The organism is Kitasatospora sp. NPDC001660 (genome assembly GCF_053596725.1).
Genome location: NZ_JBSFGU010000040.1, coordinates 43,602 through 67,623, shown reverse-complemented (window position 1 = coordinate 67,623; position 24,022 = coordinate 43,602). Strand labels below are relative to the sequence as shown.

At 71.0% G+C, this 24,022-nt stretch carries 10 protein-coding genes and 1 pseudogene; 8 read left to right on the top strand and 3 right to left on the bottom strand.

The window, feature by feature from the left end; genetic code table 11:
- Positions 1 to 1,733: 1,733 nt before the first annotated feature.
- From ACWCXH_RS30910 to ACWCXH_RS30895, 4 genes are all read left to right on the top strand, one after another.
- Positions 1,734 to 5,753 (top strand): non-ribosomal peptide synthetase, encoded by a 4,020-nt coding sequence (locus tag ACWCXH_RS30910; protein ID WP_449804784.1) that lies wholly within the window; start codon positions 1,734 to 1,736, stop codon positions 5,751 to 5,753.
- Positions 5,753 to 14,953 (top strand): amino acid adenylation domain-containing protein, encoded by a 9,201-nt coding sequence (locus ACWCXH_RS30905; RefSeq protein ID WP_449804783.1) that lies wholly within the window; start codon positions 5,753 to 5,755, stop codon positions 14,951 to 14,953. The genes ACWCXH_RS30910 and ACWCXH_RS30905 overlap by 1 nt, the downstream gene beginning before the upstream one ends.
- Before the next feature lie 130 nt (positions 14,954 to 15,083).
- Positions 15,084 to 15,221: a hypothetical protein gene (locus ACWCXH_RS30900; RefSeq protein ID WP_449804782.1), complete on the top strand. Its 138-nt coding sequence runs from the start codon at positions 15,084 to 15,086 to the stop codon at positions 15,219 to 15,221.
- Between the two features lie 48 nt (positions 15,222 to 15,269).
- Entirely contained in the window at positions 15,270 to 16,142 is an 873-nt protein-coding gene (locus tag ACWCXH_RS30895; protein ID WP_449804781.1) for a TauD/TfdA dioxygenase family protein, read from the top strand.
- Between the two features lie 218 nt (positions 16,143 to 16,360).
- On the opposite strand, the gene ACWCXH_RS30890 is transcribed toward ACWCXH_RS30895, so the two are convergent.
- The gene (locus ACWCXH_RS30890) at positions 16,361 to 17,953 is read right to left on the bottom strand and encodes a ricin-type beta-trefoil lectin domain protein (RefSeq protein WP_449804780.1); all 1,593 of its coding nucleotides are present in this window, start codon (positions 17,951 to 17,953) and stop codon (positions 16,361 to 16,363) included.
- A gap of 598 nt (positions 17,954 to 18,551) precedes the next feature.
- Here ACWCXH_RS30890 and ACWCXH_RS30885 point away from each other — a divergent pair.
- Positions 18,552 to 18,683 (top strand): annotated as a pseudogene (locus tag ACWCXH_RS30885) (NADPH-dependent F420 reductase); the annotation flags it as partial.
- Positions 18,684 to 18,741: 58 nt separating this feature from the next.
- Here the strand turns inward: ACWCXH_RS30885 and ACWCXH_RS30880 are convergent.
- The gene (locus tag ACWCXH_RS30880) at positions 18,742 to 19,434 is read right to left on the bottom strand and encodes a TetR/AcrR family transcriptional regulator (RefSeq protein ID WP_449804779.1); all 693 of its coding nucleotides are present in this window, start codon (positions 19,432 to 19,434) and stop codon (positions 18,742 to 18,744) included.
- Between the two features lie 81 nt (positions 19,435 to 19,515).
- Here ACWCXH_RS30880 and ACWCXH_RS30875 point away from each other — a divergent pair, with 81 nt between their 5' ends.
- Positions 19,516 to 20,658 (top strand): FAD-dependent oxidoreductase, encoded by a 1,143-nt coding sequence (locus ACWCXH_RS30875; RefSeq protein WP_449804778.1) that lies wholly within the window; start codon positions 19,516 to 19,518, stop codon positions 20,656 to 20,658.
- 490 nt (positions 20,659 to 21,148) lie between these two features.
- Positions 21,149 to 21,898 carry a hypothetical protein gene (locus ACWCXH_RS30870; protein ID WP_449804777.1) on the top strand — a complete coding sequence of 250 codons (750 nt, stop codon included), beginning with the start codon at positions 21,149 to 21,151 and terminating at the stop codon, positions 21,896 to 21,898.
- Positions 21,899 to 22,343: 445 nt separating this feature from the next.
- Here ACWCXH_RS30870 and ACWCXH_RS30865 read toward each other — a convergent pair whose 3' ends face one another.
- Complete coding sequence (locus ACWCXH_RS30865) at positions 22,344 to 23,246, bottom strand: LysR family transcriptional regulator (protein WP_449804776.1); 903 nt, start codon at positions 23,244 to 23,246, stop codon at positions 22,344 to 22,346.
- A gap of 187 nt (positions 23,247 to 23,433) precedes the next feature.
- Between ACWCXH_RS30865 and ACWCXH_RS30860 the strand changes: the two genes are divergently transcribed.
- Positions 23,434 to 23,727 (top strand): DUF1330 domain-containing protein, encoded by a 294-nt coding sequence (locus tag ACWCXH_RS30860; RefSeq protein ID WP_449804787.1) that lies wholly within the window; start codon positions 23,434 to 23,436, stop codon positions 23,725 to 23,727.
- Positions 23,728 to 24,022: the final 295 nt, after the last annotated feature.

The following is a 24,022-nucleotide window of genomic DNA, read 5'->3' as shown; positions in this document are numbered from 1 at the left end:
TCCTTCGGACCGCCTTCCAGCGGGCCCTCCGGGCGCTTCGTTCTTTCGTGTTTCCAGCTTACCAGATGTTTTCCGCTCCGTTTTCCGGGGCTTCGCCATCCAATTTGCCGGTGCCTTACCGGAGCTTTACGCCCCGTCCGACGTCCCAAACTCTAGCCGATCCCCGCTCCGAAAAGCGAATCCAGTCGCAATCCGATAAAACGCGCACGCCGAATCAACACCTGGCCGCAACGCGACAACGCAAAACGACCGGCGAGAACCGAGAGGTGGTGTTTCAAAGGAAAGGATTGGCCACTCCGGGACCGTCCGCGCCGATGCGTGTCCGGTGCTCCCTGCCGAGCGACTGGGAGACAGTACCCCTACCCGGCGCCCGACACAAATTGCAGGAGCATCCACCGGACTCGCGCCAGGCCAGGCGACGGCCGGGTAGCGCGGCCACTCCTCCCCCGCCGTCGACCACCACGCGCAGGAGGGCCGGGTGCTGGCGTTCTCGGACATCGCCCGCCGCCTCGTCGCGACGGACTACGCCCTGTGACCGTGAGCGAGCACGTCGTGCGCAGGTCAAATGCAGGTCATACGACAGATGCCGACCAGTCGTCCCGCGCCGGACACTGACGCGACACCACCGTCCCGATCCGCGCAGGCTCCGGCCAGCCCCACGGACGGGTCGTCGGCCTGCACCGGTGCCGGGGGCCCACGTGCAGACTCCGGGGAACCCTCATGCACCTCCTAGGAAGTCGATGACGCACGCATCGCCGTACGACCGCACGACCACACCGTCCTCCGGGCCCTCCGGACCGCCCCCGGATGCCGCCGGCGGAGGCGGGAGGGATCCTGGCGCCCTCCGCACCGTCGAGACGCTGGCCGCCCTCCGTGGCGCGGACGCGCCGCTCCACCACGACATCGGCGAGCGAGCTGCGCAGCGCGCCGCTCAACAGCCCGACATCGTCCGCCACTCGGTGGATTCGGCGGCGGATCCTGACGGCCGGCCATCCAGATACGCGCTTCAGCACTCACCGACTCGCCTCCGCACCAAGGACAAAGGCCGTCCGAGCTCTCGCTCCAACCGTCAAGTGCGTCAACTGGTGTCGCCAGCCACCGGCCCGGGAGACGCACCGCACCAAGGATGCTTCTACCTCACCGAGTTCGGGCACTGCCGCCACGACCGCTACTCTCCGTCGGCGCTCCGCGCCTCCGGGTCAAGGACGCGGTTCCTCCCAGGGTAAACGTCTGGGGTTCCTCGCAAGGTTCAGCTGAAACCCGTACTGCTCATGCGGAGGAGATCGGGCATTGACACCTCCGACAGCATGATCAATCATCAAGCATCCAGCCGGACGCTGGATCGGAAAACCAACCAACCTTTCTCCCTCATCAGGCAGTTGGCCGTTAACTGCAGCTGCCTGTGCTGCCAGGAGATGAGCACGCGGTGGGTGAGATGGTAGATACGGGCCGTGCCGAATGTCCGCTCCACCGAGGGACAGGCAGAAGCGAAAGCGGCCGTTCTGCCCGTGCCGGCCATACACAGTCGCCGCTCATCGGCAGGCACTGATTCCGCCTGAACGGGGAGCGGTCCAGTGACCCATTTGTGGGCGCACCGCTGAGAAACACCAGGTACCCGCAGTCCGAGCGGGGCACCCGTCGAGTAGTCATCATCCCTCGCGCCCGCCGCCGGGCCAGTGAGTCCTCTTCTCACCCCTCCCCAACTGTCCTCCGCTCAGAGGAAAGAGCTGGCTTTGCCGACGATACGCACCTCCCCTGCGACCAGCAGCCACCGCGGGCCCCGGCATGGCGCCGACGAATCGGCGGCGGCCCGCCGGGACGAACCACAGCCGCTGTCCTTCGCGCAGCAACGGCTCTGGGCATTGGCTCAGCTGACCGGCGCCGGAGAGGCCTACAACGAGTCGGTCGTCCACCGGCTGCGCGGGCCGCTGGACCGTGCGGCGCTGGCCCGGGCGCTGGACGCGATCGTCGCTCGGCACGAGGCGCTGCGGACCCGCCTGGTCCCCACGGACGGCGACGTGCACCAGTGGATCGACCGGTCGGACATCGGGTATCCGCTCCTGACGGACGATCTGACCGGTGTTCCCGATCCCGAAGCGCGGCTGACCGCCCTGCAACGCGCGGAAGCCACCGCGCCCTTCGATCTGGGCAGCGGCCCGCTGGCCCGTGGCCGCCTGGTCATCTTGGCCCCGGACCATCACGCGTTGCTGCTCACGATGCATCACACCGTCTTCGACGGATCGTCCATGGGCGTCATGATGCACGAACTCACCGCGCTCTACTCGGCGTTCCTCCGTGGTGAAGACGATCCTTTGCCGCCGCTGCCGCTCCAGTACGCCGACTACGCCCGCCGGCAGCGCGAGTGGATGGACGGCGAGGAGCAGACCACCCAGGCCGCGTACTGGCAGCAGAACCTGGCCGGCGCCCCGCCCTTGCTCGAACTGCCGACCGACCGGCCTCGCCTGCCCGAGCAGGACTATCGTGGCGGCCGGGTGGCGATCGACCTGGACGAGGAGCTGACGGCCGGCCTTCGGACGCTCGCGCGGCGGCACGGCGCCACCCTCTTCGTCGCCGCGCTGACCGGCTGGTCCCTGGTGCTGTCGCGGCTGGCCGGGGAGAGCGACATCGTGGTCGGCGTACCGACGGCGAACCGTCGCGGCCCTGATCTGGCCGGGCTCATCGGATTCTTCGTCAACTCCCTCGCCGTACGCGTCGACCTGTCCGGTGCACCGACGGTCTCCACCGCGCTGCGCCGGACGCGCGCTGCCGTCCGTGGAGCGTTGGACCACCAGGACCTGCCGTTCGAGCGTGTGGTGGAGTTGGTCAACCCGCCGCGCAGCGCCGCCCATTCACCACTGTTCCAGACCATGTTCGCCTGGCAGCCGTCGCGCAGCGGCCTGCTGGGCCTGCCGGACGTCGATGCGGAGCCCCTCGCCATCCCGTTCGCCTCCGCCAAGTTCGACCTCGCGCTGTCGCTGGCCGAGGAGAACGGCCGTCTGGTCGGCCATCTCGACTACGCCACCGCCCTGTTCGACCATGACAGCGCCGAACGTTACGCGGGCTACCTGCGACGGGTGCTGGCCCAGATGGCGGACGAGCCCGACCGGCAGGTCGCGGATCTCGCGCTGATGGACGCGGACGAGCACCACCGGCTGCTCACGGACTGGGACGCGACCCAGGGCGCCGAAGCCGTGCCACCCTCCGGGCTCGGCGGCCTGATCGAACGTTTCGAGGCGCAGGTACGGGCCCGCCCGGACGGACCGGCGCTCGTCTGTGCCGGAGAGCGAACCGACTACGCCGCGCTGGAGCGACGCACCAACCGGTTGGCGCACGCACTGATCGCGCGCGGCATCGGACCCGACCAGGTGGTCGGCCTGCACGCCGGGCGATCCACGGAGCTGGTCGTGGGCGTCCTCGGCATCCTCAAGGCGGGTGCTGCCTTCCTCCCCCTCGACCCCGGCCTGCCCACCGAGCGGCTGACCGCCATGGTGGCGGACGCCGCGCCGGCCCTGGTGGTGAGCACCGTCGGCGCGGTGAACGGCTGGCAGGACCTGCGCACGGTCGAGGCGGAGGGTGTGCATGACGACGCCCCCGCCATCGCGGTGAGCCCGTCGCACCTGGCCTACGTGCTCTTCACCTCGGGCTCCACCGGCCGCCCCAAGGGTGTCGCGGTGACGCACGGCAGCGTGCTCAACCTCTTCGACACCTGGCTCGCCCGGTTCGGCGCGACCCCCGGCGAGGCGACCTCCGCCTGGTCCAGCATCGGCTTCGACGCGACGATCCACGAGATCCTGTTGCCGCTCACCACGGGTGCCGTGCTGCACGTCGTCCCCGACGACCTGCGCGCCGACCCCGAGGCGCTGATGGACTGGCTGCGCCGGCACCGCATCGTGCAGGCGTTCCTGCCCCCGGCGTACATCCGGTGGATCGACGAGGCACCCGAGGAGCGCCTGGCGGGTCTGGCCCTGCGTCAGCTTCTGACCGGCGTGGAGTCCCTCCCGGAGATCGCGCTCCACCGCATGACGCAGGTGCTGCCCGGCCTGCGGATCTGCTACGGGTACGGCCCCACCGAGAGCACGCTCTACTGCACGTCCTACACCGACCCGCAGCCCCTCGACCGGCCTTGCCCGATCGGCCGGCCGCTGGGCAACACCCGCCTCTACCTGCTCGACGAACGGCTCCAGCCCGTCCCCACCGGGGTCACGGGCGAGCTCTGGACCGGTGGCGCCGGACTCGCCGCGGGCTACCTGAACCGGCCGGACCTGACGGACGAACGGTTCCTCCCCGACCCCTTCGTACCGGGCGAGCGCATCTACCGCACCGGCGACCTCGCCCGTCGGCTCCCCGACGGCAACGCCGAGTTCCTGGGCCGCCGTGATGACCAGGTCAAGCTCCGCGGCTTCCGGATCGAGCCCCGCGAGGTGGAGGCGGCACTGCTGGCCGTGCCCGGTGTGCGCGAAGCGGCCGTCCTCGCCGACCGCGACGAGGCCGGCGAACTGCGCCTGGTGGCCGCCGTCGGCCGGGGCGGCGCCCGGCCGCGACAGCCGCATGAGTGGCGCGCCGCGCTGGCCGAGCGGCTGCCGGACTACATGATTCCCGCGCTCTTCGTCGAACTGCCCGCGCTGCCGCGGGGGCGCAGCGGCAAGCCGGACCGCGCCGAGTTGCTGCGGCAGGCCCGGGCGGCCGTTCCCCAGCAGGTCAACACGGCCACCCCGCGCGACCACGTCGAGATGGCCCTCTACCGCATCTGGAAGCGCGTGCTGGTGCATCCCGCGATCGGCATCACCGACAACTTCTTCGAGATCGGCGGCACTTCGATCTCCGCCATCAAGGTGGCCGCTGCCGTCCGCGAGGAGTTCGGCGACAGCCTGCCCGTCCGTGACGTCATCGCACACCCGACGATCGAAACTCTGGCCGAGCGCCTGCGCACCGGCGCGACCCGGCAGCGGAGCGGCAGCCTGATCGAGTTCCGTGCGGGCGACGGACGCCGGCGGGTGGTCTGCGTCCACCCGGCCGGCGGCACCGCCTTCTGCTACCTGTCGCTCGCCGCCGCACTGCCGGAGGAGATCGGCGTCTACGGCATCCAGTCACCCGGCCTGGACCCCGGCGAAACGCCGCTGCCCACCGTCGAGGCCATGGCTCGGCACTACCTGGAGCTGGTCGGACCGCGCGCGGACGAGTCGCTGGTGCTGTGCGGGCTGTCCTACGGCGGGCTGGTCGCCCATGAGATGGGACGGCTGCTGGCCGAGGCCGGGCACCCGCGGTTCAGCGTGGTCCTGCTCGACACGCGCGGCACCGACGACCCGCAGGAGCGGGCCGCGATCGAGCCCGTCGAGGCAGCGGACTTCCGCGAGAAGCTGGTCAGGTTCAACGGGATGTACCCGGGCATCGAGGACGACCAGATCGACCGGTACTTCCGGATCTACAACCACAACCGGATGTCGGCCCGGGACTACCCCGTACCGCCGTCACCGGCCCGGCTGGTGTTCGTCCAGGCATCCGAGGGAGGCGGGGACGAGGCGGTGGAGCGCGAAGCCCGCGCGTTCTGGCAACGGCGGGCCGGCGGTGGCCTGGTGGTGGAGCCGGTGGGCTGCGGACACTGGGACATGCTGGAGAGCGGCGCGGTGCCGCGGATCGCGGAGCTGATCGCGGCGGAACTGCTACGGGTGCCGGACCCGGCCTCCCCCCTGCCGTCGCCACACCACCGTCGTCGAGCCTCGACCGGCGACCTGCACGCCGCGCGGGAGGCGTGATGCGAACCACTACCGAACCCGTCGCCGTACCGCCCGTCACGGGCCTCGCCCAGGGTGTGCACTCGTGGGCGCTGCGGACCCCCGGCGCGCTCGCGCTGGCCGACGGCGACCAGCGGCTCGACTACGCCGCCCTGGACGCGGCCGGAGCGGCGGTGGCCGACGGGCTGCGCCGCAGCGGAGTCCGGCCCGGCCAGGCGGTGGCGGTCCACCTCGCCCGCTCCTGGCAGCTGGTCTGCGCCATGCTCGGCATCCTGCGTCTCGGCGCCATGGTCGTGCCGCTCGACGCGCAGAGCCCGCCGGAGCGCCGTCGTCACATCCTGACCGACTCCGCCGCTGTGGCGCTGATCCACGCGGACACCGCGCCCGAGGACCTGCCGGACGGCGTACGGGCCCTCCCGCTGGCCGCCCTGCTCGCCCACCGCCCCGCTCCCGAGGCCCCGTTCACCGGATCGCCGGTCTCATTCCTCTTCTACACCTCCGGAACCACCGGCCTCCCCAAGGGAGTCGAGGTGACGGAGAGCGGCGTGCTGCGGCTGGCCCGCCCGGGGTACATCGACCTGGAGCAGGGTGCGCGCTACGCCTGCATGTCCAACCCCGCGTTCGACGCGCTGAACTTCGAGGTGTGGGCGCCGCTGCTGACCGGCGGCTGCTGCGTGATCATGAATGACGCGGACGTCCAGACCCCGGACCGGCTGGCGGCAGCTCTGCTGCGCGAACGGATCGACACCCTCTTCGTCACCGTGGCGCTCTTCAACGCCGTGGTGGACGCCGTCCCCGACTGTTTCGCCGGTGTGGGGCAGGTGTTGGTCGGCGGCGAGCAGCTCAACGCCCACCTGATCCGCCGCTGGTACCGCCACAACGCGGACAGCCCGACCCGCCTGCACAACGTCTACGGCCCGACCGAGACCACCACGTTCGCGCTGTGCCACCCCATCCCCCGGGACTTCGGCGCGGATGTCGTCCCGATCGGGCGCCCGCTGCCCGACACCCGGGCCGTCCTCGTCGTAGCGGGTACCGACCGGCAGGCCGCACCCGGCGAGGTCGCCGAACTCCACCTGGCCGGAGCCGGTCTGGCGGCGGGCTACCGCAACCTGCCCGAGGAGACACGACGGCGGTTCGTCCGGCTGCCCTGGTACGACGACGGCCGTGAGCTTCACTACCGGACCGGCGATCTGGTCCGCGCCGACGCCGACGGTGTCGTGGAGTACGTCGGACGCGCCGACCGCCAGGTGAAGGTACGCGGCTTCCGGATCGAACCCGGCGAGCTCGAACGGCAGATCGTCAAGCACCCGGCCGTGCGGCAGGCGTACGTCTGCACCCGCCGCGACGGCGAGTACGGTCCGAACGAGCTGCTCGCCTTCCTCGTGCCCGACGGCGACCTGACCTTCGAGGAGTTCGACCGTCACCTGGCGAGCGGGCTGCCCGCCTACATGCGGCCCCACCACCTCTATCTGCTCGACGCGCTGCCGCTGAACGCCAACGGCAAGGTCGACCACGCCGCGCTGCTGGCCCGCGACGGCCAGGCCTGGCGACGGACGACCGGCACCGCCGTCACCGCCACGGCCACCGCCTGGCAGCGTGAGGTGCTGGAGCTGGTGGCGGAGGTGCTGGGGATACCCGACCCCCGGCTCGACGACGGCTGGACCACGGTCGGCGGCGACTCGCTGAAGGCGCTGCGGCTGAGATTCGAGATAAGACGCCGCTGGGACTGCGACTTGCCGCTGTCCGCGGTTCTGCGGGGGGACCTCGCCTCGCTCGCCGAGGCCGTCGCCACCGCCCGCGCCGCCGGGCAGGCGCACTATCCCGCACCGGCCGGGCCCATCGAGGCCCGCACCGCGCCGGCCACCAGCGAGCAGCAGCGGCTGTGGCTCTTCCAACAGCGCTCGCCACGCTCCCGCGCCTACGACGTGACCACCGCCGTGCGGATCGACGGCCCGGTGGACGCCACGGCTCTGCGGCAGTCGCTGCGGCGTCTGGTGGTCCAACACCCGGCGTTGCGCACCGGGTTCCAGGCGACGCCCGAGGGCCTGCGCCAGACGGTGGGCGAGCCGTACGACCCCTGGACCGACCCCGGCACCGCCACGCCCGACAACGAGAACGGCCAACGGGCCTTCGCCGAGGAGTTCTTCGCTCTCCCCTTCGACCTGTCCCGGCCGCGGATGCTGCGCACCTGCTGGTTGCCGCAGGACGGGGGCGGCGTCCTGCTGCTCCACCTGCACCACATCGCCGTCGACGGCTGGTCGCTCAACGTGCTCTTTCGCGACCTGTCAGCCGGGTACGAGCACGCCTTGAGCGGCGGGCACGGACCGCACCGAGTGCAGCCCGCCCTCACGCCGCTCGACTACGCGCACTGGCAGGCCGAGTGGTCCACCCACCCGGGGTACCGCGCGCAGCGCGCCGAACTGCATGCGTACTACGCCGGGTTGGACGAGGCCGCCGAGCCGCTGCCGCTGAGCCCCGCCCGCCCGTTCTCCGAGGGACGGCTGCTGCACACCACGCTGGACGTCGTGCGCCGCTCCCACATCGACCGGCTCTGCGCCGAACTCGGCCTGACCCGCTTCCAGTTGCTGCTGGGCGTCTTCGCCTGGAGCCTGTACGCCGTGACCGGCCGGACCAGACTGCGGGTGGCCACTGCGGTGGCCAACCGGCCGGTGCGGGAGTTCGAGGCGAGCGTCGGCATGTTCGCGAACACCGTGCTGCTGCCGCTGACCCTCACGCCCGGCGAGGAGCTGCGCGGCCAACTGCGGCGCCTGGGCGCCGGAGTGCGCGAGGTGCTGAACCGGCAGGACGTCGCGCTCTCCGACGTGCTGGCCGACCTGGGCCCCGCGGCGGGGCGGTCGCCGTTCGACATCCTCTTCGTGCAGGAGAACACCGACTTCGGGGCGCTGGCCCTGCCGTCCTGCGCCGCCCGCCCGCTGTGGTGGGCGCCGGCCGAAGCCAAGTGCCCAATGACCCTGTTCGTGGTGGAACACGCCGGCGACGTGGACTGTCTGTGGGAATACGCCGCCGACCACTTCGACGCCGCCCAGGTCGAGGCGATGGCCGCGGTGTTCCGGCGCGGCCTGGACCTGCTCGCCGCTGACGAGCCCGTCACCGTGGCCGAGTTGGCCGTTCCCTATCGTGACAGCCTGCCGCGGCACGGCGACGGCCCGGCGTCGGAGCTGACGTACCGGACCGTGGCCGAGGGCTTCGCCCGGCAGGTCGCCCGGACTCCGGCTGCGGACGCCCTGAACGACGGTCTGCGCACTCTGAGTTACGCCGAACTCGACGCCCACGCGGCCGCGCTCGCCGCCGAACTGCGGTCGGCGTACCCGGCACCGGACGAGGACGACCGCCCGCGCCGCGTCGCGCTGTACTTCGATCCCTGCGTCGAGCACGTGGTGGCACTGCTGGCGCTGGCCCGGCTCAACCTGACGATCGTGCCGCTCGACCCGTCCTACCCACCGCACCTGCTGCGGCTGATCCTCGAACAGGCGCAGCCGCTGTGCGTCCTGCTGCCGCCGGGCGGTGAAGCGGCGTTCGACGCCGTCGACCCGGGCGGCGTGATACGGCACCCGGTCACGCTGGCGCCGGTGCTCACGTCCGTGCACCAGCCCGCACCCTCCCTCCCGCCGCACAACGGCACCCGGCCGCTGTACACCCTGTTCACCTCGGGCTCCACCGGGACTCCCAAGGGCGTCCAGGTGTCGGACCGTACCCTGTGCAATCTGCTCCAGTGGCAGGCGGAGGCGGGCGGGCTCGAGGCGCCCGCCGTGACCCAGCAGTTCTCCATGCTCTCCTTCGACGTCTCGTTCCAGGAGATCTTCGGCACGCTCTGCGGAGGCGGCCGCCTGCACCTGGTGCGGCCCGGCTGGCGGCAGGACGGGCCCGCCCTGCTGGCGCAGTTGGAATCAGCGGGGGTGGAGCGCGTCTTCATGCCCTACGTGGCCCTGCAACTCCTCGCCGAACACGCCGTCCACCTCGGCCGCTACCCCACTCGGCTGCGTGAAGTGGTGACCGCAGGCGAGCAGTTGGTCTGCACGGAGGCCATTCGCCGCTGGTTCTCGGGCCTGTCAGGCGCCCGTCTGTTCAACCACTACGGCCCGACCGAGACGCATGTGGTGAGCAGTCTGTGCCTCGAAGGCGACCCCGCCCGCTGGCCGGATCGCCCCGCCATCGGCCGACCCGTGGCCGGTGCAGTGCTGCGCGTGGTGGACGAGGCCGGCCAGACCGTCCCGCCCGACTGCCCCGGCGACCTGCTCATCGGTGGCACGATGGCCGAGCGCTGCTACCTCGGCGAGGACGGACTGAACGACGAGCGCTTCGTCGAACTGCCGGGCCTGGGCCTGTTCTACCGTAGTGGCGACCGGGCCCGCTTCGACCGGCAGGGTCTGCTGCACTACCTGGGCCGCGACGACCAGCAGATCAAACTGAGCGGCCACCGGCTGGAGTTGGGCGAGATCGAGGCGGCCCTGCTGCGGCACCCGGAGATCGTCAACGCCGTGGTGGTACGGGACGGCGAGCTGCTGGTGGCCTGCTTCCAGTCTCGTGGCCGGACACCCACGGCCGGGGAACTCACCGCTCACCTTGCCGCGTTGCTGCCCGCCTACATACGGGTCGACCGCTTCCGGCGGCTGAAGGCCCTGCCCCGCACCCCCAGCGGCAAACTCGACCGCGCGGGGGCCCTGCGCTCCCCCGGCGAGGAGCTGCGCGGACGTACGGGTGGCGCCCCGGTGCTGTCGGAGCGCGAAGCCCGACTGGCCGAGGCGTTCGAGGTGGTGACCGGTGCGGCCATCGCGCCCGACCAGTCCTTCTTCGACGCGGGTGCGTCCAGCCTGACGCTCATGCGCTACCATCTGCGCTGCACAACGGAGTTGGGTCTGCGCTTCACGGTCGCCGAGCTGTTCGAGCACGTCACCGTACGGCGGCTGGCCCGGTTCCTCGACGGGCCGGCGCCTTCGACCGGTAGCACCACCGGCACCACGGGCGCTCAAGCCGACGCCACGGCGGGTGACGAACCGATCGCGATCATCGGCATGGCCGCCCGCCTTCCCGGCGCGCCGGACCTCGCCGCCTTCTGGGAGATGGTGACCGCCGCGGGCCGGGGCATTGAGCACTTCGACGCGACCGACGGCCTGGTCGGGGCCCGTAGCCAGCTGGACGGACCGCTGGCCTTCGACCCCGACCACTTCGGCATCAGCCGCTACGACGCCCGGCTGATGGACCCTCAGCAACGCCACCTGCTGATGGCCTGTACACAGGCGCTGGCCCACGCCGGAATCCACGATCCGTCGTCCGGTCCGCGAGTCGGCCTGATCGCCGGGGCGGGCGAGAACACGTACTTCCAGGCCATGCTGCGGGAGGCCGACCCGGGGTGGCTGCCCGACGGCTTCCGGATGGCCCTGCACCACGAGAAGGACTTCCTCGCCACCAAGGCCGCCTACCATCTCGGGCTGACCGGCCCGGCCTTCACCGCCCAGGCGGCCTGTGCGAGTTCGCTGGTCGCCGTCCATCTCGCGGCGGCCCTGCTCCGTCAGGGCGACGCCGAGGTGATGCTCGCCGGAGGTGTGCTCGTCGACCCGACCCTGACCGGCGGCTACCGCTACCAGCCCCAGCACATCTTCTCCGTGGACGGCCACTGCCGGCCCTTCAGCGACGACGCGAGCGGCACGATCGGTGCCAGCGGCGTCGGCGTGGTGGTGCTCAAACCACTGCGGCTCGCCCAGCGCGACGGGGACACCGTCTACGCGGTGATCACCGGCTCCGCACTGAACAACGACGGTTCCGACAAGCTCAGTTACAGCGCACCCTCACTCGCCGGCCAACGTGAGGTGATCCGCGCCGCCCTGCGCCGCAGCGGTCGCACCGGCGCGGACCTCGCCTACGTCGAGGCCCACGGCACCGGCACCCGCCTGGGCGACCCGGTCGAGGTCGACGCACTGCGGCAGGCGTTCGACATCGCAGAGTCCGGCCGCTGCGCGCTGACCTCGGTCAAGAGCCAGATCGGCCACCTGGGTGCCGCCGCCGGCGTCGTCGGCCTGATCCGTGCCACCCTGAGCGTCCACCACGGCGTCATCCCGCCCAACCTCGACTTCCGCGCCCTCAACCCGCACATCACCGCCGACCCGACTCCCTTCTACATCCCCACCACCGCCCGCAGTTGGCCCGCTGATCGGCCTCGGGTGGCGGCTGTCAGCAGCTTCGGCATCGGCGGCACGAACGCCCACGTGGTGCTGGAGGCGGTCACACCGACGGTCCCGGTCCCCGGTGCCACGGTGGCGGCCCCGCCCGGCTGCCTGGTGCTGTCCGGCAGCAGTGCGGCTGCCCTGCGTACCGACGCCGCACGCATCGCCGACTACCTGACCGCCCGCCCCGAGGCCTACGAGGAGGTGGTGCGGCACCTGCAGGCCGGCCGACCGGCCCGACGGTGGCGCCTGGCGGCGGTCTGCCTTGACGCGTCGGCTGCGGTCCGGTGGTTGCGCACGGCCGTACCGGTCGCGCCGGTGGGGCCGGACGTGGCACCCGTGCCGGCGGCTGGCCGTACGGCGGACGAGTTGGCCGACGCCTGGGTGGACGGGTACGCCATCGACTGGCCGCAGGGTCCAGCACAGGCGCCGTGGGACTTCCCCCCGCCGGCCTTCGGGTTGGCGGAGTACGACTTCGAGCGTGCCACGGCCATGGCGATCAGCCCCGAGACTGCCGCCACCGAGGGTCCGCGGCGGCTCGCGGAGTGCGACTGGCTGAGCCAGCCGCACTGGGTACGGCTGCGCCGCGCGGGCACCGCGAGCGGCCCCCGCAGATCGGCGGTACTGGTGGTGGTCACGGACGGCCCGGCGCCCGCTGCGGCGATCCGGGTGTTCGAGGCGGCCTACGCCCGGGTCGTGCGGGTCAGCGCGGCAGACGCCTTCGCCCGGCACGGGGACGACGTCTTCGAGGTCGATGCGGCCGACCCCGCCTCGTTGCTCCGACTGCTCGACGCGGTGACCGCGCAGGCAGGGCAGCGGCGTATCGACTGGTTGCACGCGCTGCCCCTGGGCACGGCGGGCCCGGTCGGAGAGCGCTCCTTGGAGCACGCCCGCTGGGCGTGCGTCGACGCGCCTGCCGCCCTCGTCCAGGCGCTGGCCGGGATGCCACCAGGAGCACCACGACCTCGCCTGTGGTGGCTGTCGTGCGGAGCCAGGCCCGTCGAAGGTGCTGTCGAACGACCGGAGTCGGGCCTGCTCGCCGGGATCACCGAGGTCGCTCCACAGGAGACCCCCGTGGACGGTCGCTGGGTGGATCTGCCCAGCGCCGCCCTGGCCGACTGGGCGACCGCACTGGCCGCCCTGGCCACCGGGGACGGCGCCGGGCGCATCAGGCAGCTGGCCCTGCGGCAGGGGTACTGGTGGCAGCAGGTCGTCTCGCCGGTGACCTCGGACGAGGCCGTTGCTCCGGCGATCCCGCGGGGGGACGGCGTCCACCTGGTGCTGGGCGGTACCGGCGGTATCGGCGCGAGCGTGGCGGCCTGGCTGCTGGAGCAGACCCAGGGCCGGGTGCTGCTGCTGGCCAGACGGCCGCAACTACCGGCCCAGCTGGCCCACTGGGCGGACCGGGTGGACCTGATCGAGGGGGATCTCACCCACTCCGCCGGGGTGGCGGAAGTCCTGCGGCGCGTGGGCAGCCGCACTGCACGGCTCGACAGTGTGGTCCACGCTGCCGGCGTCGGCACCGGTAGCGTGATCGTCCGACGCGACGCCGCAGCGACGAGCCAGGCGGCCAAGCTCAACGGCGCGCTGCTGGTCGAGCAACTGATCGAACGGTACGCACCGGCGCTCGCGGTCTACTGCTCCTCCATGTCGGCCCTGCTGGGCGGGGTCGGCCAGCTCGACTACGCCGCTGCCAACGGCCTGCTCGACGGCTTCGCCCACCACCGGCCCGACGGCACCGGGACGGCTCCGCAGGCCACCGCTCGGCTCGGCATCGACTGGGACGTGTGGCGGGAGACGGGTATGGCCATGCGGGTGCCGTCCACGGACGCCCGGCACCAGGCCCATCTGGCGACCGGCCTGACGGTCGACGAGGGGAAGCGGGTGTTCGCCGCAGCCGTGGCTCTCCAGCTTCCCCAACTCCTGGTCTCCACCACGGATATCGAGGAGTCCCGGGTGTTCTACACCGCGCCCGCCCCGACGCCGGCCCCGCTGCCCGTCACGACGGCCGAGGACGCCCTCTCCCCCGCCACCCTCCTCACCGGCCGGCTCTGCGAGTGGCTGGGCGTCGACCGGATCGATCCGGATGCCGCCCTGTACGACCTGGGCGCCGATTCGCTGACCATGCTCGACCTGATCGGCTCGGTCAAACAGCACTTCGGAGTCGAGCTGGAATTGTCCCGACTGAGCCACCAGGTCTCCGTCAGCGAAATCCTGACCCGGCTCGATGAGGCCGTTGCGCGCGCGACGGGCGAGTCGGACGACGTGACGCTGGAGATCTGGCAGGAGGGCACCGGGCGCGACGTGCTGTGCCTGGTGCACCCGGTCGGTGGCGACATCCAGGCCTACCGCTCCCTGGTGTCCGCGCTCGACCGGCGACTGACCGCCTGCCTCATCGCCGACCCCGCCCTGCGTCGGACGGGCCCGCAGCAACCTGTCTCGCCCGCATGGTCGTTGGCCGAACGCGCCCGCCGCTACCACGCCGCCCTGCACGACCACTTCGCCGACGGCATGCAGCGCCTGTACCTGGCGGGCTGGTCCTTCGGCGCCTGGGCAGCGATGGAAATGGCGGCCGAGGCGGAGGCGGCCGGCCGGCCGGCTCAGGGGCTCTACCTGCTCGACCCTCCCGCACCCGGCTCAGGAGCGCTGTTCCAGGGCTACGACGAGGCGCAGCTCGAAGCGGTGTTCGCCCACGAACTCGGCGACCGTGGCGCCGCGTTCACGGACGAGGCGAAGGCCTACGCCGAACGGCTCGCGCAGTGCTGCCGGGCCAACCTGGCGAGCATGGCCGACCACGAACTGCCACACCTGTCCGCCACGCCGGGCCACTTGTGGCTGGCGGAGCAGCCGGTGGCGGGACTGCCTCGGCACGGCACGCCGGACGAGCAACTGGCCCTGTGGGAGCGACACTTCCCGGCAGCGGGCAGTCGTCACCGGCTCGCCACCACCCACTACGGCGTCGTCCGGCCGCCGTACGTGCACGCCGTGACCACCGCGATCAACGCGGCTCTTGACGAGGAGCCCGAGTCCTCATGACGCCTCGGCCCACCGCCCGTGCCTGCCCCCGTCCGGCCGTCACCGGCCGCCCCACCATCAAAGACGCACCGCCACGAGGCCCGCAAACCCCTACCGGTCACTGCCGGGTCGCTCCTTCTGGCGCCCGGCCGTGGCCGAGCCCGACCCGCACGCCATCGACGGTCACCGGGCGCCGAAGTTCGCCCTCGGTCGGGACGATCCCGTCCCGACCGCCGGCTCCTGCTTCGCCGCCCACATCGGTCGCGACCTGCTGGAGCGCGGCCTGTAGTTCTGCCCTCCCCGACCCGAATCCCCCCACCCAGCCCAGGAGGACCCTATGGAGCAGTACGAACTCGACGCCGTCAAGCAGCTGACCACCAGACCCGCGCGGAAGTACCGGACCATCGAGGTCGAGTCCCTCACCCCGGTCATCGGCGCCGAGGTGACCGGCGTCGATCTCTCGGAGGAACTGCCCGAGGAGCAGCTGGCGGAGCTCAAGTCCGCCTTCCTCGACCACCACGTGCTGGTCCTGCGCGACCAGATCATCACGCCCGAGGATCACAAGCGCTTCGCCGCACACTTCGGCGAGCTCCGCCCCGTCAACCCGCCCCCGGTGGACGCCGATCCGTACATCCTGGAGATCAGCACCAGCCCGGAGGCCGAGAACGTGGCCGGCAACGGCTGGCACGCCGACGGCACCGCCGACGCCGAACCCTCCCTCGGGTCGATGCTCTACATCACCCGCATCCCGGAGGGCGGCAGCGGCGGCGACACCCTGTTCGCCAACATGCACCTGGCCTACGAGATGCTGTCGCCGACCATGCGGGAGCTACTGGACGGCCTGACCGCCGTGCACGACGGCCGCATCGCCTTCCAGGGCTACACCCCGCCGGCCGACTACGTCATCCCCAAGAGCGAACACCCGCTGGTGGTGCGCCATCCGGAGACCGACCGCAAGATCCTCTACGTCAACCGGGCCTACACCGGCCGCATCCCGCAGCTGTCGGCAGAGGAGAGCCGGGCACTGCTCGACATGCTCTTCAAGGTCATATCCGAACGCCCCCTGCTGCACTGTCGCGTCCGCTGGACCCCCAACACGCTGGTCTTCTGGGACAACCGCTGCGTCCAGCACCACGCGACGTACGACTACCATCCCCTGACGCGCTACGGGCAGCGCGTGGCGATCAACGGCGGCCCGCTGAAGGGCTGAGGCCGTTCGGGCGGGTTCGGTCCGCCGCTCGCCGTCAGGCCGCCGCGACTCGGGCCAGGCTGTCGGCGAGGCCTTCGGCCGGCCGCGCCGCGCAGATCAGCGGCACGCCCCGCCGCACTCGCCGGTTCCCGAACATACAAGCGTGTAACCCGCCGTGCGGGTCGCCATGCGCGTGACAGTGTCGGCCCCCGCCGGAGACGACGGAGGCCGACGGGGCGTCAGACGGCGGAGTACCAGACCTGGGCGTTCGTGCCGTTGCAGGTCCACAGGTCGAGCGGGACGCCCGGGGTCCCGGTGGACCCGGGGTCGTCGAGGCAGAGGGAGGAGGCCGGATTGAGGAGGTATCCGGACGGGGAGAGGAGCCACTGCTGGCTGGTGGAGCCCGCACAGGGGGCGAGCTGGACGAGGCTGCCCACGGTGGCGGCGGTGCCCGCGTCGAGGCAGGCGCCGCTGGAGTGGCGCAGGGTTCCGTCGTTGACGTAGCTCCAGTTCTGCGGCGGGGTGGGGACGGTGGCGCAGCCGTGCAGGGTGATCGAGGTGGCGCTCTCGACCCCGCCGCTCAGGCAGAGGTTGGCGGCCTTGTTGGTGAAGGCCGTCCAGATCGGCTGGCCGGAGTACGGGTAGCGCCAGTCCTGGCCGCTGGCGCCGCAGGTCCACAGGATCAGCCGGGTGCCGTTGGTGGTCGAGGCCGCGGGGTCGGCCAGACAGAGGCCGGACTGCGGGTTCTGCAGGCCCTTGCCGCTCGGGGTCCAGACCTGGGAGCCGGTGCCGTTGCAGGGGTAGAGCTGGACGGGTGTGCCGTTGGTGCGGCCACCGCCGGTGACGTCCAGGCACTTGCCGAGCGCCTGGACGGTGCCGTCATTGCCGACCGTCCAGGTCTGGCCGGGCGTGGTGGCGCAGTCCCAGACGTCGACCGGCATGCTGTAGTCGGCGGTGTTGGCGCCGTTGTTCCCGGCGTCCAGGCACTTGCCGGGCAGGCCGGAGGTCACGTTGCCAGTGGGCAGACCGGTGGCAGGCTGGTAGGAGAAGGAGTTGGTGGCCAGCCCCGCGCCGCCGTTCCAGATCTCGAACCCGGCCTGCACCGAGCAGAGTTGACCGGTGGCGGGAACGTAGCCGTGGACCACCGCGTCGGCGGTGACCGTCCGCAGGTTGAGGTCGTAGACCGAGCTGGTCGGGGTGGTCATCAGGTAGCTGATGACCTGCTTGCCGGTGGTGGCGTCCTGGTACTGGTAGACCTGGTACGGGTGGCCGCCGATGGTGGTCTGCTGGGTGGCGGTGCCCAGCGGAACCGGACCCTGCTGGCGGTTGAGCCAGATCATCAGCTCGTGCGGGGTGGTCGCGCCGCAGCCGGCGGCGGAGTCCGCGTACCAGAGGTCGTACGCCGTGTCGTACTGGCCCGCGACACCGGCGGTGGTGCTCCAGCTGGTCAGGGTGTCGCCCATGGTGGCCACGGGAGTGGGGAGTTCACCGGTCCGGGGCAGGTACTCGATGCGCGGGTAGGCGCCCGGGGCGCCAGGCCGGGTGTTGGTGGCGCTGGCGAGCGCGCTGCTGGTGACGGCGAAGTCCGCGCCGCCGTCGCTGCTCAGGCAGACCTCGGCCGATGAGTTCCACTCGTCCGGCATGATCAGGTACCGCCCGCCACCCACGGCGGCCGAGCCGTACGGCCCGTTGGCGGAGGTGCACAGCGACACCGTCCGGTCCGCGTGCGCCACGGCGGCCAGCCCGCCCTGCAGTCCACCGAGCACAGCGAGCACGGCGAGGACGGACCGGGTCCTCCCGCCGCCCGACCGTCTGAGGTGATGGAGCTTCATGTCTGATTCCCCCTGTGAGAGATCGGGATTGTCCCGACAAGATCAGACTTTAGTGGCGGGCCGGGCAGGTCCTGACGGGAGGCTCCCCCGCCGCCTCCGGCTGCGATACCGGCGCGGACGAGGGCGGTTGTCAGACCGGGTGTGACAGGTTCGAGGTTGAGCGACTCAGTGGCCGTCTCACCCCTCGCCAGGATTTCCGGGAAGAGCAGCCAGTAGTCGTCGAACCGCACGGAGACGACGATTTGGCGACGCCGACCGGGCCCGTCGAGCCAGACGCGGACAGCGACATGGCTGGGGTCGACGGCCTGGACCGTCCAGCGGTACTCAAGTCCGTCGACGCGAATCCTGCGCGGTGGTCTCGGTGTCACATGGTGACGATACGGCCGGCGCCAGCACCAGAGGGCCGGGGTCCGCGGCTCCAGGTGGTCGGCCGGGTACGCCTACTGGTCGCGCAACAAGGCACAGTCGAGCGAGGTGAGGCCGACCACGGTGACGACGTCCTGGCATCTGGAACGGTTCGTCGGGAGCCGACCTTTCCCGTGGTCGGGCCACCAGCGAACCATTGGTGGCGACCACCGGATCCGTCGAACGCCCTGTCATCAACACCATGCTCTTTCCGGTGATGACCGCGCCGGCCACGCTCACCCAGACGCCCACGGTGTTTTTCTCCGGCGAGGACCCCAGGGCCAAGCAGACCGTCCGCGAACTCCTCACCGACCTCGGCTGGCGGCCCTCCCGTTCCGAGCGCGTGGCACCCGGTTTCGGCCCCCGACCCGCTCGAGTTCGAGTCAGGTCCGGGGGGACGGACCCGGGTGGGCGGCCTCGATGCCGCCCAGGATGAGGTCGATGCCGGCCAGGAACTGCTCCCGGTCGTCGTGCTCGGGCAACTGCGCCGCCACCCGGTGCACGAACGGGTACCGAGCGGGATCGAGCTGGGCCCACTGCTGTGCGATCTCACCCAGGAAGGCCGTCCGATCGGTCCTGTGCGCGTGCAGGCGAGCGTTGGCGGCGTTCTGTCCGGCGACGCCGAGGACATGGATCACGAGCGTGGACGTGGCGTCGAACTGCGCCCCCTCGGGCACACCGAGCTCCTCCAGCCGGCTGCCGAAACCCTCGAAGATCTGCGGAATCGCGGCCAGCCACGGCGCGCGGGAGAGCTGGGTGCCGACCCAGGGGTGTGCGTCGATCGCGTCGAAGAGCCCGAGCGCGAGGGCCCGGATCGCCTCCCGCGGACACGCGCCGCCGGGCAGGTCCGCCATGACCCGGGCGATCACGTCGTTGGTGGCCGCCGCCAGCAGGTCGCCCTTGTTGGCGACGTGCCAGTAGATCGCCCCGCTTCCGGTGGCCAGGTGGGCCGCGAGCGCGCGGAAGGTCAGCGCGCCCTCGCCGTCGGAGTCGAGGATCTCGATCGCCGCCTCCACGATCCGTTCCTTCGACAGCGCGTCCGTGCGCCGTACAGCCCGCTGCTTCTTGATGGCCATGAACTCAGTTTGACATGAATGGATCGCCGTTCCAACATGGGCAATGGAACAACGTTCCATCATTGCTTCGGAGGGAACACCATGACGACACCGGTCACGATCATCGGCGCGGGCCTGGGCGGCCTCACCCTCGCGCGCGTCCTGCACGTCCACGGCATCACCGCCACCGTCCACGAGGCCGACCCCTCCGCCGCGTCCCGCGCCCAGGGCGGCCAGCTCGACATCCACGCGGAGGACGGACAGCGCGCCCTTGCGGACGCCGGCCTCACCGACGAGTTCCGCGCGATCATCCACGAGGGCGGCGACGCCGCCCGAGTGCTCGACCAGCACGGCGCGCTGCTGTTGGACGTCCCCTCCGACGGCACTGCGGTACGCCCCGAGGTGCTCCGCGGCGACCTGCGCCGGATCCTGCTCGACTCCCTGCCCGAGGAGACGGTGCGCTGGGGCAGCAAGGTCGCCTGCGTCCGGCCGCTCGGCGACGGCCGGCACGAGCTGACCTTCACCGACGGCTCGACCGAGACCAGCAACATCCTGGTCGGAGCGGACGGCGCCTGGTCGAGGGTGCGACCCCTGCTCTCCGACGCCCGGCCCGTCTACACCGGCACGACGTTCGTCGAGACCTACCTGCACGATGTCGACGAGCGGCACCCCGCGACGGCCGCACTGGTCGGCCGAGGCGCCATGTACGCACTCGCCCCCGGCAAGGGGATCGTCGCCCACCGTGAGGCGGGTGGCATCCTCCACACCTACGTCGAGCTGAACCGTTCGGCCGAGTGGATCGCCGCCACGGACTTCACCGACACCGCGGCCGCGACCGCCCGGGTCGCGGCCGAGTTCGACGGGTGGACGCCGCACCTCACCGCGCTGATCACCGACGGCGAGACCGCCCCGGTGGCACGCATGATCCACACCCTCCCGGACGGACACCGCTGGGACCGGGTGCCTGGCGTGACACTGCTCGGCGACGCCGCGCACCTGATGCCGCCGTCCGGCGACGGCGCCAACCTGGCGATGTTCGACGGTGCCGAACTCGGCAAGGCCATCGCCCAGCACCCCGACGACGTCGAAGCGGCGCTTGCCGCCTACGAGAAGGAGCTCTTCCCGCGCAGCGAGGCCTTCTACGCGGACGCCCACGAGATTCTTGACCTCTGCCTCGGCGAGCGCGCACCGCAGAGCTTGGTCGACTTCTTCAGCGGGCACCCGGAGGACAGGACGGGGCGGTGACACACTCCTGAATGCGACCGCCACGGTCGGCGCACGGGGCGGTGGTATGCGGGCTGGGTCCCGTCGTAACCCGTGGAACATGGCGCGGCCCATCGGAATGCTCAGGACGAGCCACGCGAAGTGGCTGGCGGCCAGTAGCGGATCGCCCACTCGCAGAAGTCCTCGCCCCGCGAGGTGCTGGAAGCAGTCGGCGAGGGCCCACGTCTTCGCCGCACTGGAGCAACTCGATCTCGGGCAGGTCGTGCTGGCCGGCCGATCGCTGGGCGGACATACCGCCATGCTCGCAGCGGCGGCGCATCTCGAGTGCGTTCGCGCCCTCGCACTCATCGAGGCCGGTCCCGGCGAGCCGAACCCGGCCGTCGCCGAGGAGGTCGGACACCACTGCACCCATTCTCGATCTTACTGCGTTAGAGGCATCGACGCCTCTCTGGCGGACCCAATAGGATGCGGCGTTCCATTCAACCGCGATCAAGCAAGGAGGGGGCGCGGGATGCTCCTGACGTGCCGGAAGTGTCGGCAGCGTGAAGTTGCTTTTGACGGGATCAAAGGGCTGTGTCCGGTCTGTCAGCAGGAGAGCGACTTGTCGAAGCCGCCTCACCGTCGCGGGCGCAACGACAAGGCGGCGTTGCTGGTCCAGTCCAAGGTGAGTCCCGGGCGGGTTTCGATGACGGGCCCACTGCTCACGGTACTGGCTGCAGCCGCGGTGGCCATCGTCAGCGAGGCCGTGCGGTTCTCCGCCGAGCGCACGCGGGCCCACCAGTGGGCCTTGGCCGCCGCTGGCAACGGCTATGACCGGCAGGCTTTGCACAGCACACTCCAAACGATCAACACCACGAGCATGTTGCGCTTCGTAGTCTTCATGGCAGTTCTGTACGCCTACCAGTGGTGGGCACGCGCCGGCCACGCGAACGCCATGTCACGCACCGACATCGGGCTGGGATGGATCAGGGCCCTGCCAGGCGGCCGCGGAGTCGTCTGGACCTACGGCGCGTGGTTCCTGTCGGTTCTCGCCGCGGTATACGTCTCGTTCGTGACCAACTCCAACCTCCAAACGCCCGGTGACTACGAGACCGCGGCGAACGTCGACGCCGGCTACAGCCTGGTCCGAATAACCCTGGCCGTCCTACTGAGCGTGTTCGTCGTGCAGTTGACCCTTGGGCTGAACAAGCTGCTGGCCACGCCGCAGACGATGGACGTGGCCGACCGGCCCGTCGAGCTGCAAACCATCGGCAAGGAGTAACGTGCCACGCCTGGCCGCAGCGCCGGGGGGAGCGCGACCTGCGATGTTCCCGGTCGGGCGGAGATCATCCTCGAGATCGCTGACGCAGTGCGATGCCGCGTCATCCTTCGGCTAGTTCAGAGAAGGCAAATCAGGCAAGTACTCCGGAGCGAACTTGCCTGACCGATATCCAAGGGACTGTTAGGCCGGTTCGTGGTCTCGATGCCATCGCGCGCAGTCGGCAGCCCAGTCGGCTCGGGTCCGTTGGAGTGCTTGGTACAGCCGCTCGGCAAGTACCTCGAAGGCGCGTTCGTGCTCAGGCTTTCGGATGCTGATCCGCCGGCGTAGCGAGGTCGTGTCGGACATTGAGCAAGACCGCCGTCGTCGCCATCACCGCGAAGTCCGCCGGGCGCAGGGTCTTCGGCCTCGCCACCGCAGGCGTCCGTCTCGCTTGACCTCTTGCGCGTCAGTCCCGCAGCCATTGCAGCTCGTGCGCCAGGGTTTTGGCGACGGCACGGATGCGGCGGTGTAGTGGCGACTGCTCGCGTGGGAGGACCAGGTGGATCGTCAGGCTGGGCGCGCCCCGCAGCGGTCGCCAGGTGAGACCGGCCGGTTGTGCCGTGGCCGCGGCTTCTCCGGCCGGGGCGAGGGTGACCCCGTCGCGCAGGTCGCGCTGAGACATGTCGAAAGAGACTGCGGGCGTGTGGAATCGGGGGTGTGGTCGGGTGTCTCGAAACAGTGCGGACAGCTGATCGTGGATCACGGGGTTGGCCGCACGGTCCGGGAGTCGCAGCGGATACGCGGCCGCGTCGGCGATCTCGATCTCCGGGTGTTCGGCCAGCGGATGGTGCTGCGCCAGCTGGACCCCGATGCGCGCACGCCGCAACAGGAACCGGCGCACGCCACGGCCCGGTTGTTCACCGCGGGTGATCCCGGCATCGATGCGGCCGTCGGCGACCGCGGGGGAGATCTCCGGTGTCGCCATCGGGACCGCGCCGACCTCGAGTCCGCTGTTGTCGCGAATCAGCCTGTCCACCAGGGCCGGTGCCGTCTCGGCCCCGGCGCTGAGGCTGTATCCGATGCGCAGCGTGCCCAGTTCACCGGCCGCCGCGCTCCGGGCGGTGTCCCATGCCCGGTCCAGCGCCGCCAGCGCGGGCGGAGCGGACTCCGCCAAAGCCGCACCGGCCGTGGTCAAAACGACGCTACGCGTGTTGCGGACCAGCAGGGCCGTACCGAGTTCCGCCTCCAATCGGCGCATCCGGGCGCTGAGTGCGGGCTGTGCGATACCGATCCGTGCGGCCGCGCGGGTGAAGTTCAACTCCTGCGCCAGCACCAGGAAGTACCGCAGGCTCACCGTATCCGGCGCCACGTGCCCTCCCTGCCGATTGATAACGAGCCGTTCTGAGTCTATCCCGTACCGGTCTTTCCCCCGGCCGCGCATCAAGCCCTAACCTCCGCATATGGCGACTCAACTGACGCAGTGCCCGTCGCCGGGATCGATCGATTTGAGTGGCAATTCGAAGTCGGACCTGTCCGGCCGAACACAGGAGGTTTCCATGGCTAAGGGCTACTGGGTCAGTGTCTACCCCGCCATTTCCGACCCTGAGAGGCTGACTGCCTACGAGAAGCTGGCCGGACCGGCTGTCCGGGCTGGGGGCGGGCGCCTCCTGTCCCGGGGCGGTCGAGTCGTCGCCCACGAGGCCGGAATCACGCAACGCGTCGTGCTGATCGAGTTCGACAGTTTTGAACAGGCCGTCGCGGCATACGAGAGCGAGGCATACCAGAAGGCGCTGGTGGCCCTCCCCGACGGCGTCGAGCGCGACTTCCGCATCATCGAAGGCACCGACTGACCGGCGGGCCCGGCCATCGCTGAGGATCCGTCACCTGATACGCACACGGTGCTGAACGACGACTCACGAGACGAGTTCGCAGCGATGCCCCGCGTCCCATTTCGTCGTCGACGTCCTCGACGGCCTGATCCCTGTCGGCGGCTCGCCGCGCTACCCGACGTCGAGCAACTTGCCTGACTTGCCTGTCGTAGCGATCAAGCTCTGACCTGCCACAACGGCGATTTCAGTGCGGGGTTCGCGCTGCTGGCCGCCTACCTGCTGGTGCAGTCCACCTGGGTGCTGGTGGCCGGCTTCC